Below are 13,997 nucleotides of genomic sequence, written 5' to 3' on the forward strand. Positions count from 1 at the left end.
TTGTCGGGTCGGGTGATGGTGTGCGGGGCACGGTCGTGCCCGGCGGGCGGTGCGGGGCCGCCGCGGATCGCGCGGTCGGACCTGATCGCAGTAGGGAAAAGTAGGTAATGGTGGACCGCGGTGTACGGCGGTGGATCGCGGTACGGAGGTGGTCAGTCGGACGGGGGCGCCGTCCGGGCCGCCGTGGCGGCCGCGCCCGTCAGCGCGTCGGCCATCGCGTCGAAGGCCTCGCGGGCGGCGTCGTCGGCGATCACCGCGCGGTCCCACGCCATGCGCAGGTGCAGTGCGCGCCCCTGTGTCACCGAGACGGCGAAGGGGCCGCGCACGGGTCTTCCGTCGATGTGGACCTCCCGGCCCTCCACGCCGGCCAGCCGGAGCGGGGGCCGCTGGGTGGCGTCGTCCACGGTCAGCAGCCCGTCGAGGCGGCCGGACCAGCCCGAGCCGGCCGCCCGGGCCGCGTGCACGACGGCGTCGAAGGGTACGTCGGCCCGGTCCAGGTCGTCCCACCAGGCGTCGGCCGTCACCTCGGGGCAGGTCGGGGCGGCCCCGGTCGCGGCCGGGAAGACCACGGTGTTGAGGAAGCAGCCGAGGACCCGCTCCGCGCCGGGCGGTCGGCCGCCCCACGGGTAGCCGAGCGGTACCACGTGCCCGGGGCCGTACAGGGCGCGTGCGGCGGGGCGACAGGCGTCCAGCAGCTCGGGGAAGGGCACCCCGCCGGCGGTCGCGGGCAGCACCAGCGACGCCGAACCGCTCGGCAGCCCACCCGCCGTGGGGGCACCGGGCCGCGGGGCCGGGGACTGGTCGCGCACCGCCCGGAGCCGGTCGCCCCAGTGGGCCAGCGCCTCGGGCGAGGCGGCGCGTTCCTCGGCGTCGAGCTGGAGGAGCACGGCTTCACGGTAGGCGGCCAGTTCGGCGGCGACGTCCGCGGGCCCCGGCGCCTCGGCGTACGGCCCGTCGGCGTAGGCGGCACCGAGGTCCGTGACGATCCGGGCGAGTGAGCGGCCGTCGCACGCGGTGTGGTCGAGGACGATCGCGAGCACCTCGCGACCGGCGTCGGTGGTGGCTTCGTGATCGGGTGCCGTCTCCTCGTCGGAGAGGAACAGCCGCAGGGGCGGGCCTTCGCGGTCCCATGTGCCCAGGGCCCGGCGCAACGCGGTGGCGGCGTCCTCGCCGGGCGCCCGGGGCACCCGTACGACGGGTACGTCCGGCTCTTCGACGCGGAGCACGGGGGTGCCGCGCACCACGGCGGGTCGGGCCCGCAGCACCGGGTGCAGGGCCGCGAGGCGCGTCGCCGCGGCGGCGAGCCGCTCGAGGTCCACCGTGCCGCGCGGGAAGGCGAAGAACATCGGAACGAGGTCCGGCCGGCCGGCGGGGTCGAGCGAACGCACCAGTACGAAGCGGCGCTGCGCGCCGGTGACGGGCAGCACCGCGGGTGCGCCCGCACCGCTGTCGAGTGCGTGGTAGCGAGCCAGGTACTGGGTCGTGATGCTGAGCACGTGATCCTCTCTGTCGGGCGGTGGCCCGGGACGGGCCGGCCGTGCGGCGGCCGGTGACGGCCGGTCAGCCGAGCGGGGCGGACTCGGTCCGTCGGTCCGTGTCGCTCTGGTGGTCCGTCCCGGTCCGCGGGTCCGTGCCGGGTGCGGCGGGCTGCGGGTCCTCGGGGCCGGTGGGCAGGTCCCGCGTCCGGCGCAGCGGCGAGAGCACGAGCGGCAGCGGTACGGTGAGGAAGCCGGCCGCGCAGCACAGCAGCGCGGTACGGGCGCCGAATCCGTCGGCGAGCGCCCCGCCGGCCAGCGCCCCGAGGGGGAGCGTGCCCCACATCAGGAAGCGCAGGGTGGCGTTCATCCGGCCGAGCAGCTTCGGCGGGCAGAGCCCCTGACGGAAGCTCACCTGGGCGACGTTGTAGACCACGGCACCGAAGAAGACGACCGCGGAGCCGAGCGCGAACAGGGCCCCACCGCCCACCTGTTCGGACAGCGGCCACAGCAGGGCGAAGGGCCCCGTCACCAGGACGGAGAGCCAGATGATCCGGCCCTGGCCCACTCGGGCGGCGAGCGCGCCCGCCCCCACGGCCCCCAGCAGTCCGCCGACGGCGGCGGCGGACAGTACGAGACCGACCGTTCCGGGCGCCAGGTCTAGGACACGGACCAGGTACACGGTCTGTGTGGCCATCAGCACCGCGGTGAAGAAGTTGCCGAGACCGGTGGCGACGGCGATCACCCGCAGCAGCGGCTGGCGCAGCACGAAGCGCAGCCCCTCGCCGATGTCCGCGCGCAGCGACGAGCCGGGAACGGGGACCGGGCGGGGCTCACGGTGCCGGATGCCCCACAGGAAGAGCGCGGAGAGGAGATAGCCGATCGCGTCGGCGACGACGGCGAGATGGGCGCCGAGGAGCTGGACCAGCCCACCGCCGATGCCGGGACCGGTCACCTGGGCGGACGAGCGTACGGTCTCCAGGGCCCCGTTGCCCCTGACGAGATGGTCGCGGGGCAGCAGTTGGGGCAGGAAGCTCTGGTGGGCGACGTCGAAGAAGACGGTCGCGACGCCGGTCACCAGGGCGACCACGTACAGCTGTGCCATCGTGAGGACGCCGGCCACAGCCGCTGCCGGGACGCTCGCCATGGCCACGGCCCGTACGAGGTCCGCCCGGACCATCAGCGGCAGCTTGCGCATCCGGTCGACCCAGGCCCCCGCGGGCAGCCCGATGACCAGGAACGCGGCGGTCTCGGCGGCCGTGAGCAGCCCCACCTCGAAGGCGGTGGCGTCGAGTTCGAGCACTGCCACGAGAGGCAGGGCGACCAGGGTGATGTGGGCGCCGAGCTGTCCGGCCGCGGCTCCGGCGAGCAGCATGCGGAAGTCGCGCATGCGCAAGGGGCCGCTCTTGGCGGTTCGGATTGTGGCGGGCATGTGAAGGACCTTCACTGAACAGCCGTTCAGTAGTCAAAACGAGATGAGCGCTTTCGGTCATTTCTTGCTGCGAATTGGTGTCCATCCGGGAAAATTTGCGTCGGACTCGGCTTGTTGATGGATGAATCACAGGTGTCGTGCGCCCAGAGGGCGCAGGGGTTTCCGGTACCGGTCACGGAGTGACACCAGTCGACCACGCGTACGAACGGTTCGCACGGTGTTCTGGCCGAAAGCCGTCATGCGCGGCGGCCCCTGGCCGGAGGCACTCGTTCCGACCGTTATGGCACCCGGCCCCCGCCCCGAACCCGCCCCGGACCCCGTCCCGTCCGCCCGCCCCGCCTGCCTCAGTCCTCCGCAGTACCCGCGGTGTCGGCCGCCGTCACCGTCAGGTACGCGTCGAGCGCGGCGGCGCCCGTCAGCATCGCCAGGCCCCGCGCCGTGAGCCGTGCACGCCACTCCCGCAGCGTCGCCTGAAGCGGCTCCGGCCCGCCCGCCGACCGCACCTGGTCCAGGACCCGCGCGATCTGCCGCAACCCTGTCCCGCCCCGACGCAGTTGATGGGCGAGGAGCACGTCACGCACGTCGGCGGCGGTGTACGAGCGGTACCCGGTGTGCGGGTCGCGCCGGGGCGTGACCAGTCCGGCCCGCTCCCAGGTGCGCAACGTCGCCGGCCGGATGCCGAGCCGGCGCGCGAGCGGCCCGATGAACGTCACACCGGGCTCCCGGCCCCGCTCCGGCTCGCCCGGCGCCGCGAGGCCGCGCAGCGCCTGCTCCACCTCCTCCAGCGTGCGCCGGTCACCCGCCAGTTGGGTGTGGCTCCCGTCGATCAGCCGCAGGGCCTCCTCGGTCGCGTCACCGTTCACCGCCCGCATGATCGCCCCGGCGGTCGCGTGCCCGTGCCCGGGGAGCAGCGCGAGGAACGTCCGCAACGCCGCCGCATGGCGCGGAGCGTAGAGGCGGTAGCCGCTCGGTGAGCGTTCCGCGGGCGGCAGGATCCCCGCGTCCTCGTAGTTGCGCACCGCCTGCGTGGACAGACCGTGCTCGCGCGCCAGGTCGATGGGTCGCATCCGCACTTTGAAGGTTCTTCCTTCCCTGAGACAGCAACTAGCGTTGCTTGCATGCGACTTGACGACACAAGTCGTCCTGAAGACGCCAAACCTTACACCGAGGCTTCAACGATACGGTTGAGGTCATGACGGCAACGATCCAGGACGCCGCGCGTCCCTTCTCCGGCACCGCCCTCACCGCCCTCGTCCCTCCCTCCACCCGTCTCCTCGGACTCGGCGAACCCACCCACGGCGTCGACGCCTTTCCGGAACTGCGCAACGAGCTCTTCCGCCACCTCGTCGAGGAGGAGGGGTACCGGTCGATCGCCATCGAGAGCGACTGCCTCTCGGCCCTGCTCGTCGACGCGTACGTCACCGACGGCATCGGCACCCTCGACGACGTGATGGCCCGTGGGTTCAGCCACGGCTTCGGCGCCTCACCCGCCAACCGCGAACTCGTGCGCTGGATGCGCGCCCACAACGCACCATGCCCTCCGAGCGAACGGCTCCGCTTCTACGGGTTCGACGGCCCCCTGGAGATCACCGGTGCGGCCGCCCCCCGCCAGGCCCTGCTCGCCCTGCGCGGCTACCTCGCACCGCACCTCGCGCCCGACCTCGACGCGGCCCTCAACGATGATGCGACCAACGACGCCCTGGACGCGTTGCTCGGGTCCGACGACCGCTGGACCGACGAGGCCGCGATGATGGACCCCGCGCGGTCCGTCGGCCGCACCCGCGAGGCCCGGGAACTGCGCCTGATCGCCGACGACCTGGGCGTGCTGCTCGCCGCGCACGCCCCGCACCTGACGGCCGTCACCTCGGCCGACGACTTCTGGCGGGCCGAACTGCAGGCCCGTACCGCTACCGGGCTCCTCCGCTACCACGCGGCCATGGCCGGCACCGGCCCCACCCGCTTCGACACGCTCGTGACCCTGCGCGGCGCGATGATGGCCGACAACCTCGACGCCATCGTGCGGCGCGAGGCCCGCCGCGGTCCCACCCTCGCCTTCGGCCACAACCGTCACCTGCAGCGCGACGAGAGCGACCTGCGGCTCGGTGGCCGCTCGGCCCGGTGGTGGAGCGCGGGCGCCGTCGTCGGCACCCGTCTCGGCGACCAGTACGCCTTCGCCGCCACGACGTTCGGTTCCCGCGGTGCGGACGTACCCCCTGCGGACACCCTCGAGGGCATCTTCTCGACCCTGCCCCACGACCGGGCCGTCATCGACCCCGGCCGGCTCGCCACCCTCGTCGAAGGGAAGCCGGCGCCCAGGGTGCCGGCCGACCACACCTACTTCTCCCTCGACCCGTCGGCCGTCGAACAGAACGACGCCGTCGTCTTCGTCAAGGAGATCTGAGCGGACGTCTGAGCGGACGTCTGAGCGGGGCCGTCAGAGCGGGACATGTACGCGGCACGAGCGACCGGCCCGCCCCCCGGGCCGGGCCGGTCACCGCGCCGCTGAGGCACCTCAGGGCGAAACGGCGGTCCGGGCGAGCAGGGCAAGGTCCTCGACGGACGGCAGGACCTCGGGACGGTCCAGGAAGGCGAGCACGGCACGCTTCTCGGGGAGGTACACCTCGGGCAGGTCGATCTCCGGCAGGGTGATCTCCGCGTGCCGGACGAACCCGAGCCGGCTCAGCAGGGCGAGTGCCTTGTCGTTGCGGGCGTCGGGCTCGGCCACCGCCCGCAGGACCGCCGGGTCGCGGAAGGCGAAGCGGGTGAGCGCCCCGGCCAGGATACGGCTGAAGCCCGGGCGGGGGCGGCCGGTGATCGGGGCGAGCATCAGGTGGACGCCGATGTCCCCCTCCCGCACCTCGTAGCACAGGCTGACGCGGTCCTCGGCGGGCTGGTACGTCTGGAACAGGGCCACCGGCTCACCGTCCAGCCGCACCAGGAAGGCGTGATGGGTGTCGCGGCGGTCCACGTCCTCGTAGATCTCCTGGACCAGTTCACGGCTCGCGCCGTTCATGCCCCAGAACTGTGCGCGCTCCTCGACGACCCATGTGTGCAGCACGGCGGAGTCCGCCGCGGGGTCGACGGGGGTGAAGCGGAAGGTGCCGAGGCCTTCGACGGTCTCGGAGTACACGTCCGGGCGCGCGGAAACGAGGGCAGTGGACTCGGGTCTCATGCGGTTTTCCGTTCTTTCGTGAAGAGGGGTCGGGCGGGGGCGGCCCGGGCGGGTTCGCCTCGGGGCAGGGTGGAGAGCCGTTCGCGGTGGCGCCCGGCGCCACCGGCGGCTCGGGCATGCGGTCGGGCTCACACCGCCCCCGCACCAGGCGTAGGTTAGGCTCGCCTAACCATTGGTGCAAGGGAAGGGGTGGGCATGGCCGTCGGCAAGGGCTGGGAGGGCGTGGTCCTCAAGCTGCTGCGGGGCAAGGATTTCACGTTCACGGTCACGGGGGCGGAGCAGGTCACACCGCACTACCGCCGGATCGAGTTCACCGACGGGGGACTGCTCGCGGCGGCCGGGGACTCGGCGCACCCCACCATGTGGGTCCGCCTGTGGTTCTCCGACAACGGCAAGCCCCACCAGCGCGCCTACACCCTGGTCGACCCCGACCCGGCGGCGGGCACCTTCGCCCTGGAGTTCGCCCTGCACGAGGGTGTGGCCAGCGACTGGGCACGCAACGCCACCGTGGGCGACACTCTCGAAGCCACCGTGCAGGGGACCGGTTTCGCCGCCCCCGAGCCCGCCCCCGAGCGCCTGCTGATGATCGGCGACCCCGCCTCGCTGCCGGCCATCAACTCCCTCCTCGACGCCTACCGGCAGACACCGGCCACCATCTGGTTCGAAACCCACCACGAGGCGGACGCGGACCTGCCCGTACGGCTCGACCCCGACCGGCACGACCTGCGGCTCGTCCCCCGCTCCGGCGACGGCGCCGCCCTGGTCGAACGCATCCGCGCCGAGCTGCCCGCGCTGGTCGCCGACCCCGAGTCGGCCTACGTGTGGCTGGCCTGCGACACGGCGACCACCCGCACCCTCACCGGATACCTGCGCAAGGACCTCCGCCTGCCCAAGCAGCGGGTGAACGGCCTCGGCTACTGGCGGCCCACCGCGGCCTGAGGTCCGCCGGCCGGACAGGGGCGCCCGTACGCCACGGCCACGGCGCCCCGCCCGCCGACCCACGCACCTGGCCCCCACCCGGGCGGGCCGGCCGGGCGGGCCGGCCGTCAGACGACGAGTTCGCCGATGCCCAGCAGGTTGCCCTCGCTGTCACGGAACCACACGCCCCGCTCGCCCCGTGCGCCCTTGCTCGGGTAGTTCCCCTCGATCTCGGAGATCCCGCCGCTCGTGCGGAACCCCGGCGCGTCGACCTCCTCGAACACCACACCGCGTTGTGCCAGCTCCGACATGACGCTCTCCAGGTCGTCGACCTCCCAGCCCATCTGGGTGAAGGTGCCCGGAGAGACTCCCGTCGACCGGAACACGGCGAACTCGGTGCCGCCGCACCGGTACAGCAGCCCGCCGGGCCGCTCGTCGACGGGCTCCAGGCCGAGCTTCTCCGCGTAGAAGCGCCGCGCGCGGTCGAGGTCCTGGGCCGGGAGGCGGGTCGCGCTGCGCGCCCGGCTCAGCCCACTCTGTCTGCTCTCCCTGCTCGTACCCGGGTTGGTGCCCATGCCGGTGTCGGACATGTGCGGTCTGGCAGGTGCAGCCAGTATCGGTCAGGTGCCATCTGTCGCCGCGGAATTCCCCTCGGCCAGATCCTGACCGCGCTAGGCTGGGGAGTTGCGGGGGATGGTCTGCGCATAGTTGTAGGTCTCGCGCCGGTGAAGGTCTTCGGTGGTACGCCGTGGTACTGCTGTACCCGCCACCATCCGGCGTTGTAGGCGGCGAGCGACAGCGCCCGTACGTCGCCGCCGTATCCGGAGTCGGAGGCCTGCTGGAGCAGGGAGCACATCATGCGGCCCTGCGCCATGACGGCGTCTGCGATGTCCCAGGGTTGAGGCCTTGCCGTTGGCGTCCCGGCCCCAGGTGGACCAGGTGCAAGAACTGGGCGGGACCCTGGGCGCCGACATGTTTTAGCACTCGCTCTCGGCGTTTCGGTGGCGTCGACGGCGATCGTGACGAGCGACAGCCGGCCGAGGACTAGCATGACGACGATCGCCAGAAGCGCGGCGGCGCCTCGTATGAGTACCTTCACGTCCGTCCCCCGGTATGGGCTCCTTTTGTGGGGTCATGAGTCCGTGCAGCGAAACCCGCCGCGCGGGATTACCGACAAAATCGGTTTAGGTGCCAGCAGTTGGCGTTGTCGTTGCTCCGCGGGCTGCGCATGAACAGGTCGTGCATGCGGGATCCGGGCGGAACTCGGCATGATGCCACCTTCGGGTCTGCGAGGGATGAGTATTGCAGCGGATATGGCGACGGGTTATCCGCCCTCTACGGTTCGCCTGCGTCCATTGCGTTCGCGCCCCAGCAGGGCTGTCCGTATGCATGGCGGGTGTTTCGGCTTGTCGAATTGGAGGGTGTTTCCGGTGCCATGGCTCTTACTGCCACGGGAGCGGGAAGAAAAACCGGTCCGCCGGAATGTTTCTGGCGTGCCGAAAGGGCTTCGTGCCGGTCGGTAGATATGCCCGGCCAGTGAGGCGGTGCGGTGACCGCCGCGTGTGGAGCTCGCTTCGCATGCCGGTGCGGACAGTGTGGAGTAGGTCTGTCATTGGCACGCGCTAATCTCTATCTTCTTGCGGGCCGGTGCCCGTAGTTGAAATCAAGACTTTAGGGAGAGTTGTGGCGTGATCACCCAGTCGGTGACCTCAGCCCTGGGTGGCGGCGCGATGGTGGGACCGCGTTACGCGCTGCTCCCTGTGCACGGGTACGGCATTGCAGTGCCGACGGTTGCGCGGATGCTCGACGGTGACGCCGGCAGGGGGCCGTGTGCTGGCTCCCGAGCGAGCCGATCCCGTACGGCGCTCAGCCGGTGCTGCTGGCGGACACCATGGTGTACGGGGCGACGTGCGTGGAGCAGATGCTGCTGCGCTGGGCCCGTAGCTCAGCCCTGGCTGGTGGTTGCCGCCGACGCTCCCACCCGGTCGGTGGCCGACGCGCGCTATCTCGTGCGCGCCCTCGAGGCACGCCTGGCGGGGATCGCGGGGGTGCCGTACCTGCCGACGTCGTGGGCCGTGAAGGGCCCGGACGAGGCGCTTCAGCACAGCGACGTTCAGACTGCGGCCGACAAGCTGCGGCGCACGATGGAAGGATGCTGACGATGAGCATGCCCACCCAGCTCTACACGCTCGCCGGACCCCCGGGGGCGCTCGAAGACCCCGCGCCGAAGGAGGAAGGCGGTGGACTCATTCCGCCCGCCACCCTTACCAAGATCCCTAATACGGACGGCCCTGTCGCGGTCGGATACGGCCTGTGGTTGCTAATTCTGGCCCGGGTCGGCGGTACAGCGTTCGGCGTGTACAAGCTGGCGGTCAGCGACAAGTCGCGTAACGGCGGCGGCAGTGAGCCGTTCAAATGGATGGGCGGCGGCATCGCAGCGATCTTGCTGTCGGGTTCGCTGATCGCCACCCTCAACGGCATCGCAGGTTAGGCGGCTGACGATGGCACGTACGAGGGGAACCTGGAACACTCCCACCATGTGGCTGGCCGGATCGTCGCTCGTTTCGGTACTCGCGCTAACCGGCTACGTGATTTTCGGCGGAGACGAATCAGGCCCGGGCGCGCCCGCCAAGGGTGGCCAGGTCGTGAGCGCGGCTCCGTTCGGCGGCACCAGCCCAGTGCCGACCTACGCGGCTCCGGAGGAATGGACCGAGCCCGAGCGGTGGGTGGCGCTCCCGCGCGGGCAGCGCACCGACCAGTACGGCAGCGAAGTCGGCTTCCCCCATTCCACCGAGGGGGCGGCGGCGATGATGAAGGCCGCCAGCACGACCACCATCGAGGCGGACCGGTCCACGGTCGACGAACAGCTGCGCATCTACCGCTCTTTCATCGGCAAGACCGACCACTCTGCCCAGAACGCCCAGCGGATCGAAGCCAACGCCGCAAGCGCCGACGAGACGCTGGCCCGGGAGATGAAGGTCAGCCCGGGGCAGCCGCTGCCGCCGGGCGCGTACGTGCGCAGCCACGTGGTCGGCTACCAGGTGGTGCAGCGGTCCGGGGACGAGGTCAGTGCGTATGTGCTGGCCCGCGTCACGCAGAAGACGGGGGAGACGGCGAAGGAGTCCGCCACGTACACCCGCAGCCTGCTGGGTGTGCAGTGGCAGGACGGTGACTGGAAGCTGACGTCGGCCGCGAGTATGCGGGCCAAGCAGATGTCGCAGGGCAAGCCCAAGCCGAAGATGGGTGCCCCTGGCGACATCGCTTTTAACGAGGCCGGCTGGACAGCCATCCGTGAGGCATCGTGATACGGCGCCTGGCTGCGCTGCTCGTCGCCATGGCGGAGCTGCTCTGACTGGTCGGCCGCTCCGCCCGCGGCAGGGGACAAGGGGCTGATCGGCGGCGGCGTAGAGATCGCCTGCAAACTCTCACCCGTCATCGACGTCATCACCGTCGGGGACGACGTCTCGCAGCTGTGCGAGAAGGTGGGCGACGAGGCCAGCAAGGCGGTCGACAAGGGCGGCCGGGTGAACGGTGACGTCACCCGCCAGTGGGCACCCAAGCTGATCGCGAGTGGCCTGGTCATCGTCACCTGTAAGCCGCTTCTCGCCGTCATCATCTGCACCGGCTGCAACGAGTTCGGCCAGGCGCAGACGGTTGCTTAGGGGCTGCGCGGCGTCGCAACCCTGGTCCGGGCGATCGTCGCGCCCGCGCCCCTCACCAAGATCTTCGCGCCGTTCGGCGTGGCAATCGGCGGAGGTCTGGCGTCCGGCGGGATCAGTACCGCGCTCAACGCCGCCGCCTCCTACCTCGACGCGAAGGAGGCCGAGGGCGGCGGGGGCGACGGTGCACCGCCGACAAGCCCTGTGGACCACGCGAAGCTGGTGGAGCAGAACATGGGCAGTCTGGGCGGCGGCACGGGTGCCGCTACCGGCGGCAGCTCCAGCAGCGGTGACAGCGACGCGGGCGGCGACGCTGTGGCGCAGGCCCCCCGGACCCAGGCCGGTGCCAGGGTGTCAGGGCAGGCGAGCGGCAAGGACGGTGCTGCAAGAGCTGCTGCGGAGGACGGCGCGGACAGCGCCGACGCCAGCTCCGGCGGCGAGAGTTCGACCGGCGGCAGTACGGCCGGGGCGACCACCGCAGCGGCGGCGGGAGCGTCGACAGCGGGTGCCGGGACCGGCACCGCGGCCATCGAGGTCCTGGACGGCGTCAACGACATCGACCAGGACACTACCGGCGGGGAGGGAGCGCGGTGAGTACCCACGATGTGCCGCGGTACTTGATGGTCGAGCCGTTCCGGACCCGCAAACCCGGGGTTCGGCGGACTGTCCAAAAGCGCGATCATCATCGCGTCGATGGCCTCGACGGTGGACGGCCTGATTGCCACCCAGGCGCCCGTCACCCTGCCAGTGACCATCGCGGTCATCGTGCTCGCCGCCGCACGGCGCCACAACATGTCCGCCCTGGCTACTACTGGGCCAAGTTCGCCTGGCGCCGCCGCGCCTCCCGGGCCGAGCGACCTCCTACCGCAGGCTGCTGCTGCCGCGCCCCTATGCGCTGGACCTGCCGGGCGTGGGCGCCTCCACCACCCTGATCAAGGCCCACGACCCGACCAGCGGCAAGACGGTCGGTTGGTCCACGACCGGGCGACGGGGAACATGACTATCACGACGCTCCTCGCTCCCCGGCGGCAGCCTCATGGCGCCCACCAGCGTGGTGCAGAGCACCGACGACCAGATCAAGGCCGCGTCGGTCACCATCCAGATCACCCCCGGCGCCGGGAGGCCCTCGGTGACGACGTGAAAGCCCGTCAGGATCCGCACGCACCGCAGCTGGCGAAGAAGGTGCTGGGCGAGCTGGTGCGCACCACCCCGCACGCCACCGCCAGCGTCGCGCCGTGGATGTCCGTCACGGTCGACCCAGCGCGTCGGCGAACCCGCCCACGGTCCTGGCCGAACAGGTCGCCGAGGCACTGAAAGTCGCCGACGCTCGACCTGTCCCAGTACGGCACCGACATGGCCGCGCTAAGTGGTCCCAGCGGCCGATGCCCAGCGTCCTTATCGCGGTCACGTCCGTACGCCACGCCACGTCACGTCACGTCCCGTCCAGTTCGGCGAGCCCGTCCTCCCAGCGGCGGCGCCGCTGCTGCTCGGACTGTTCCCACCACGGCTCGCCACGCTCGCCCAGGGCGACCCTCGCCCGGTGCACCCGTGCCCGCGCCGCACGTTCCGCGTCGGGGTCGCCCGCGGTCGTCGCGGCGCGTACCGCGCGGCGGGCCGCCATGAGGTGGTGACGCAGCCGAGCGGCCGCGTCCTCCGGCAGGGACGGGTCCGTCGCCTGCCACTTGCGCCCGTTGACGACGACGAAACGCCCGTCGGGGGTCCTCTCCGGCGGCGTGTCCCCGCGGGCGATCACCCCTCCTTGATCATGTCGGCGCACTTCTCGCCGATCATCATGGTGGTGATGCACGGGTTCACGGCCGGCAGGAACGGCATCACCGACGCGTCGGCCACCCGCAGGCCCCGGACGCCCTTGACGCGCAGCCGGGCGTCGAGCGGCGACTCACGGTCGTCGTCGGCTCCCATGCGGACGGTGCCCGCCGGGTGGTAGACGGTGTTGTGCGTCTCGCGGATGTACGCGAACAGCTCCTCGTCCGTCTCGGCGCCGGTGCCGGGGGCCAGCTCCGTACCGGCCCACTCGGCCATCGGGGTCTGGGACACGATCTCGCGGGCCAGGCGCAGCCCGTGGGTCATCACCCGGATGTCGTGGTCGTGCGTGAAGTACCGCGGGTCGACCTTCGGCTTGTCCCGGAAGTCGCGGGTACGCAGCCGGACGGTGCCGGTGGAGCGGGCCCGGGTGACGTTGGGGGTGAGGCAGAAGGCGTTGTCCGACGTGGGGTAGCCGCGCCGGTAGGTGTTCAGGTCGAAGGGCACCGAGCCGTAGTGGTACATCAGGTCGGGCCGGTCGAGTCCCGGTTCGGTGTCGACGAAGATGCCGATCTCCCACCACTGCGTCGAGGTGGTGACCATGGGCTGCTTCGCCTCCCACATGATCACGCCCTCCGGGTGGTCCTGGAGGTGGGACCCGACACCGGGGGAGTCGACCCTGACGTCGACGCCCACCTCCCGCAGGTGCTCCCCGGGGCCGATGCCCGACAGCATCAGCAGCTTCGGCGAGTCGATGGCTCCGCAGGCGACGATCACCTCGCGCCGGGCGGCGACCGTGCCGGTGTGCACGGTGTCGGGCAGCAGGAACTCCACGCCCGAACAGCGGCCGTCCTCGGCGAACAGCAGACGCCTGGCCTGGAGCCCGGTCCTCACCTCCAGGTTGGGCCGCCGGCCCATCACCGGGTGCAGGTACGAGACGGAGGCCGACGAACGGGTGCCGTCCTCGCGGGCGTTGATCTGGAACCAGTGGGCACCCCGTACGACGGTGGTGCCGGTGTTGAACGGCGTGGTCGGGATCCCGGCCGCCGCGCACGCCTCCAGCAGGGCCCGGCCGCACGGGTCGGCGGGCGGCACCGTACGCAGCCGCACCGGGCCGGAGCGGCCGTGGTGGTCGCCGGGGGCGTCGTTGTTCTCCAGCCGGTGGTAGAGCGGGAAGCAGTCGGCCGCGCTCCAGCCGGTGCAGCCCAGCGCGGCCCACTCGTCGAGGTCTTCGGCCGGCGCCCAGAAGGCGATGCAGGAGTTGTGGGAGGAGCAGCCGCCCAGGACCTTCGCCCGGGCGTGGCGCATGAAGCTGTTGCCGTTCTCCTGGGGCTCGACGAGGTAGTCCCAGTCGTAGCCCGACTCCAGCAGCGCCATCCAGCGGTCGAGCCGGAGGATGTTGTCGTCGCCGACGTCCGAGGGTCCCGCCTCGATCACGCAGACGCTGACGCCGGGGTCCTCGGTCAGCCGCGCCGCGACGACGGCCCCGGCCGTTCCGCCGCCGACGACGACGTAGTCGAACTCGGGCGGCGACGGCATCTCCGCGGTCATGTTCTCTCCCAGAGCGAAGGGCAGGG

General features: G+C 71.7%; 14 protein-coding genes. 7 read left to right on the forward strand and 7 right to left on the reverse strand.

The window, feature by feature from the left end; translation table 11 throughout:
* Positions 1-152 precede the first annotated feature (152 nt).
* The 3 genes from EIZ62_RS31365 to EIZ62_RS31375 all read right to left on the reverse strand — a co-directional run bounded on the left by EIZ62_RS31365 (position 153) and on the right by EIZ62_RS31375 (position 3,974).
* Positions 153-1,496 carry a condensation domain-containing protein gene (locus EIZ62_RS31365; protein ID WP_156696039.1) on the reverse strand — a complete coding sequence of 448 codons (1,344 nt, stop codon included), beginning with the start codon at positions 1,494-1,496 and terminating at the stop codon, positions 153-155.
* A gap of 64 nt (positions 1,497-1,560) precedes the next feature.
* Complete coding sequence (locus EIZ62_RS31370) at positions 1,561-2,907, reverse strand: MFS transporter (protein WP_156696040.1); 1,347 nt, start codon at positions 2,905-2,907, stop codon at positions 1,561-1,563.
* A gap of 344 nt (positions 2,908-3,251) precedes the next feature.
* Positions 3,252-3,974 (reverse strand): TioE family transcriptional regulator, encoded by a 723-nt coding sequence (locus tag EIZ62_RS31375; protein ID WP_156696041.1) that lies wholly within the window; start codon positions 3,972-3,974, stop codon positions 3,252-3,254.
* A gap of 125 nt (positions 3,975-4,099) precedes the next feature.
* On the opposite strand from EIZ62_RS31375, the gene EIZ62_RS31380 reads away from it, so the two are divergent.
* Positions 4,100-5,308, forward strand: coding sequence for an erythromycin esterase family protein (locus EIZ62_RS31380; protein ID WP_156696042.1), 1,209 nt, complete (start codon positions 4,100-4,102; stop codon positions 5,306-5,308).
* A gap of 111 nt (positions 5,309-5,419) precedes the next feature.
* Here the strand turns inward: EIZ62_RS31380 and EIZ62_RS31385 are convergent, their stop codons facing one another.
* Positions 5,420-6,079 carry a GNAT family N-acetyltransferase gene (locus tag EIZ62_RS31385; RefSeq protein ID WP_156696043.1) on the reverse strand — a complete coding sequence of 220 codons (660 nt, stop codon included), beginning with the start codon at positions 6,077-6,079 and terminating at the stop codon, positions 5,420-5,422.
* Between the two features lie 195 nt (positions 6,080-6,274).
* Here EIZ62_RS31385 and EIZ62_RS31390 point away from each other — a divergent pair, with 195 nt between their 5' ends.
* The gene (locus tag EIZ62_RS31390) at positions 6,275-7,018 is read left to right on the forward strand and encodes a siderophore-interacting protein (RefSeq protein ID WP_156696044.1); all 744 of its coding nucleotides are present in this window, start codon (positions 6,275-6,277) and stop codon (positions 7,016-7,018) included.
* A 107-nt stretch (positions 7,019-7,125) separates the two neighbouring features.
* Here EIZ62_RS31390 and EIZ62_RS31395 read toward each other — a convergent pair whose 3' ends face one another.
* Positions 7,126-7,587, reverse strand: coding sequence for a VOC family protein (locus tag EIZ62_RS31395; RefSeq protein ID WP_244376064.1), 462 nt, complete (start codon positions 7,585-7,587; stop codon positions 7,126-7,128).
* Positions 7,588-8,955: 1,368 nt separating this feature from the next.
* Between EIZ62_RS31395 and EIZ62_RS31400 the strand changes: the two genes are divergently transcribed.
* The 5 genes from EIZ62_RS31400 (at position 8,956) to EIZ62_RS31420 (ending at position 11,250) form a co-directional block, all read left to right on the forward strand.
* The gene (locus EIZ62_RS31400; RefSeq protein WP_156696045.1) at positions 8,956-9,156 is read left to right on the forward strand and encodes a hypothetical protein; all 201 of its coding nucleotides are present in this window, start codon (positions 8,956-8,958) and stop codon (positions 9,154-9,156) included.
* Positions 9,150-9,488: a hypothetical protein gene (locus tag EIZ62_RS31405; protein ID WP_244376066.1), complete on the forward strand. Its 339-nt coding sequence runs from the start codon at positions 9,150-9,152 to the stop codon at positions 9,486-9,488. Before EIZ62_RS31400 ends, EIZ62_RS31405 begins: the two co-directional genes overlap by 7 nt.
* Positions 9,489-9,534: 46 nt before the next feature.
* A complete protein-coding gene (locus EIZ62_RS31410; RefSeq protein WP_244376068.1) occupies positions 9,535-10,302 on the forward strand; it encodes a hypothetical protein in 768 nt (255 codons plus the stop codon).
* Positions 10,303-10,479: 177 nt separating this feature from the next.
* Positions 10,480-10,659, forward strand: a complete 180-nt coding sequence (locus tag EIZ62_RS31415; protein WP_156696047.1) for a hypothetical protein — start codon at positions 10,480-10,482, stop codon at positions 10,657-10,659.
* Between the two features lie 78 nt (positions 10,660-10,737).
* Complete coding sequence (locus tag EIZ62_RS31420; protein WP_156696048.1) at positions 10,738-11,250, forward strand: hypothetical protein; 513 nt, start codon at positions 10,738-10,740, stop codon at positions 11,248-11,250.
* 838 nt (positions 11,251-12,088) lie between these two features.
* On the opposite strand, the gene EIZ62_RS31430 is transcribed toward EIZ62_RS31420, so the two are convergent.
* Both EIZ62_RS31430 and EIZ62_RS31435 read right to left on the reverse strand, forming a co-directional pair.
* Entirely contained in the window at positions 12,089-12,406 is a 318-nt protein-coding gene (locus tag EIZ62_RS31430) for a hypothetical protein (protein ID WP_156696702.1), read from the reverse strand.
* Positions 12,406-13,971, reverse strand: coding sequence for a GMC family oxidoreductase (locus tag EIZ62_RS31435; RefSeq protein ID WP_208828116.1), 1,566 nt, complete (start codon positions 13,969-13,971; stop codon positions 12,406-12,408). Before EIZ62_RS31435 ends, EIZ62_RS31430 begins: the two co-directional genes overlap by 1 nt.
* Between the last annotated feature and the right edge of the window lie 26 nt (positions 13,972-13,997).

This window comes from Streptomyces ficellus (assembly GCF_009739905.1).
In the GTDB taxonomy this organism is placed as follows: Bacteria; Actinomycetota; Actinomycetes; order Streptomycetales; family Streptomycetaceae; genus Streptomyces; species Streptomyces ficellus_A.

What these genes read in the sequence shown, in the direction of transcription:
- EIZ62_RS31385 (WP_156696043.1), bottom strand. Translation starts at nt 6,079, where the DNA reads ATGAGACCCGAGTCCACTGCCCTCGTTTCCGCGCGCCCGGACGTGTAC.
- EIZ62_RS31435 (WP_208828116.1), bottom strand. Translation starts at nt 13,971, where the DNA reads ATGACCGCGGAGATGCCGTCGCCGCCCGAGTTCGACTACGTCGTCGTC.
- EIZ62_RS31390 (WP_156696044.1), top strand. Translation starts at nt 6,275, where the DNA reads ATGGCCGTCGGCAAGGGCTGGGAGGGCGTGGTCCTCAAGCTGCTGCGG.
- EIZ62_RS31405 (WP_244376066.1), top strand. Translation starts at nt 9,150, where the DNA reads ATGCTGACGATGAGCATGCCCACCCAGCTCTACACGCTCGCCGGACCC.
- EIZ62_RS31380 (WP_156696042.1), top strand. Translation starts at nt 4,100, where the DNA reads ATGACGGCAACGATCCAGGACGCCGCGCGTCCCTTCTCCGGCACCGCC.
- EIZ62_RS31410 (WP_244376068.1), top strand. Translation starts at nt 9,535, where the DNA reads ATGTGGCTGGCCGGATCGTCGCTCGTTTCGGTACTCGCGCTAACCGGC.
- EIZ62_RS31375 (WP_156696041.1), bottom strand. Translation starts at nt 3,974, where the DNA reads ATGCGACCCATCGACCTGGCGCGCGAGCACGGTCTGTCCACGCAGGCG.
- EIZ62_RS31395 (WP_244376064.1), bottom strand. Translation starts at nt 7,587, where the DNA reads ATGTCCGACACCGGCATGGGCACCAACCCGGGTACGAGCAGGGAGAGC.
- EIZ62_RS31370 (WP_156696040.1), bottom strand. Translation starts at nt 2,907, where the DNA reads ATGCCCGCCACAATCCGAACCGCCAAGAGCGGCCCCTTGCGCATGCGC.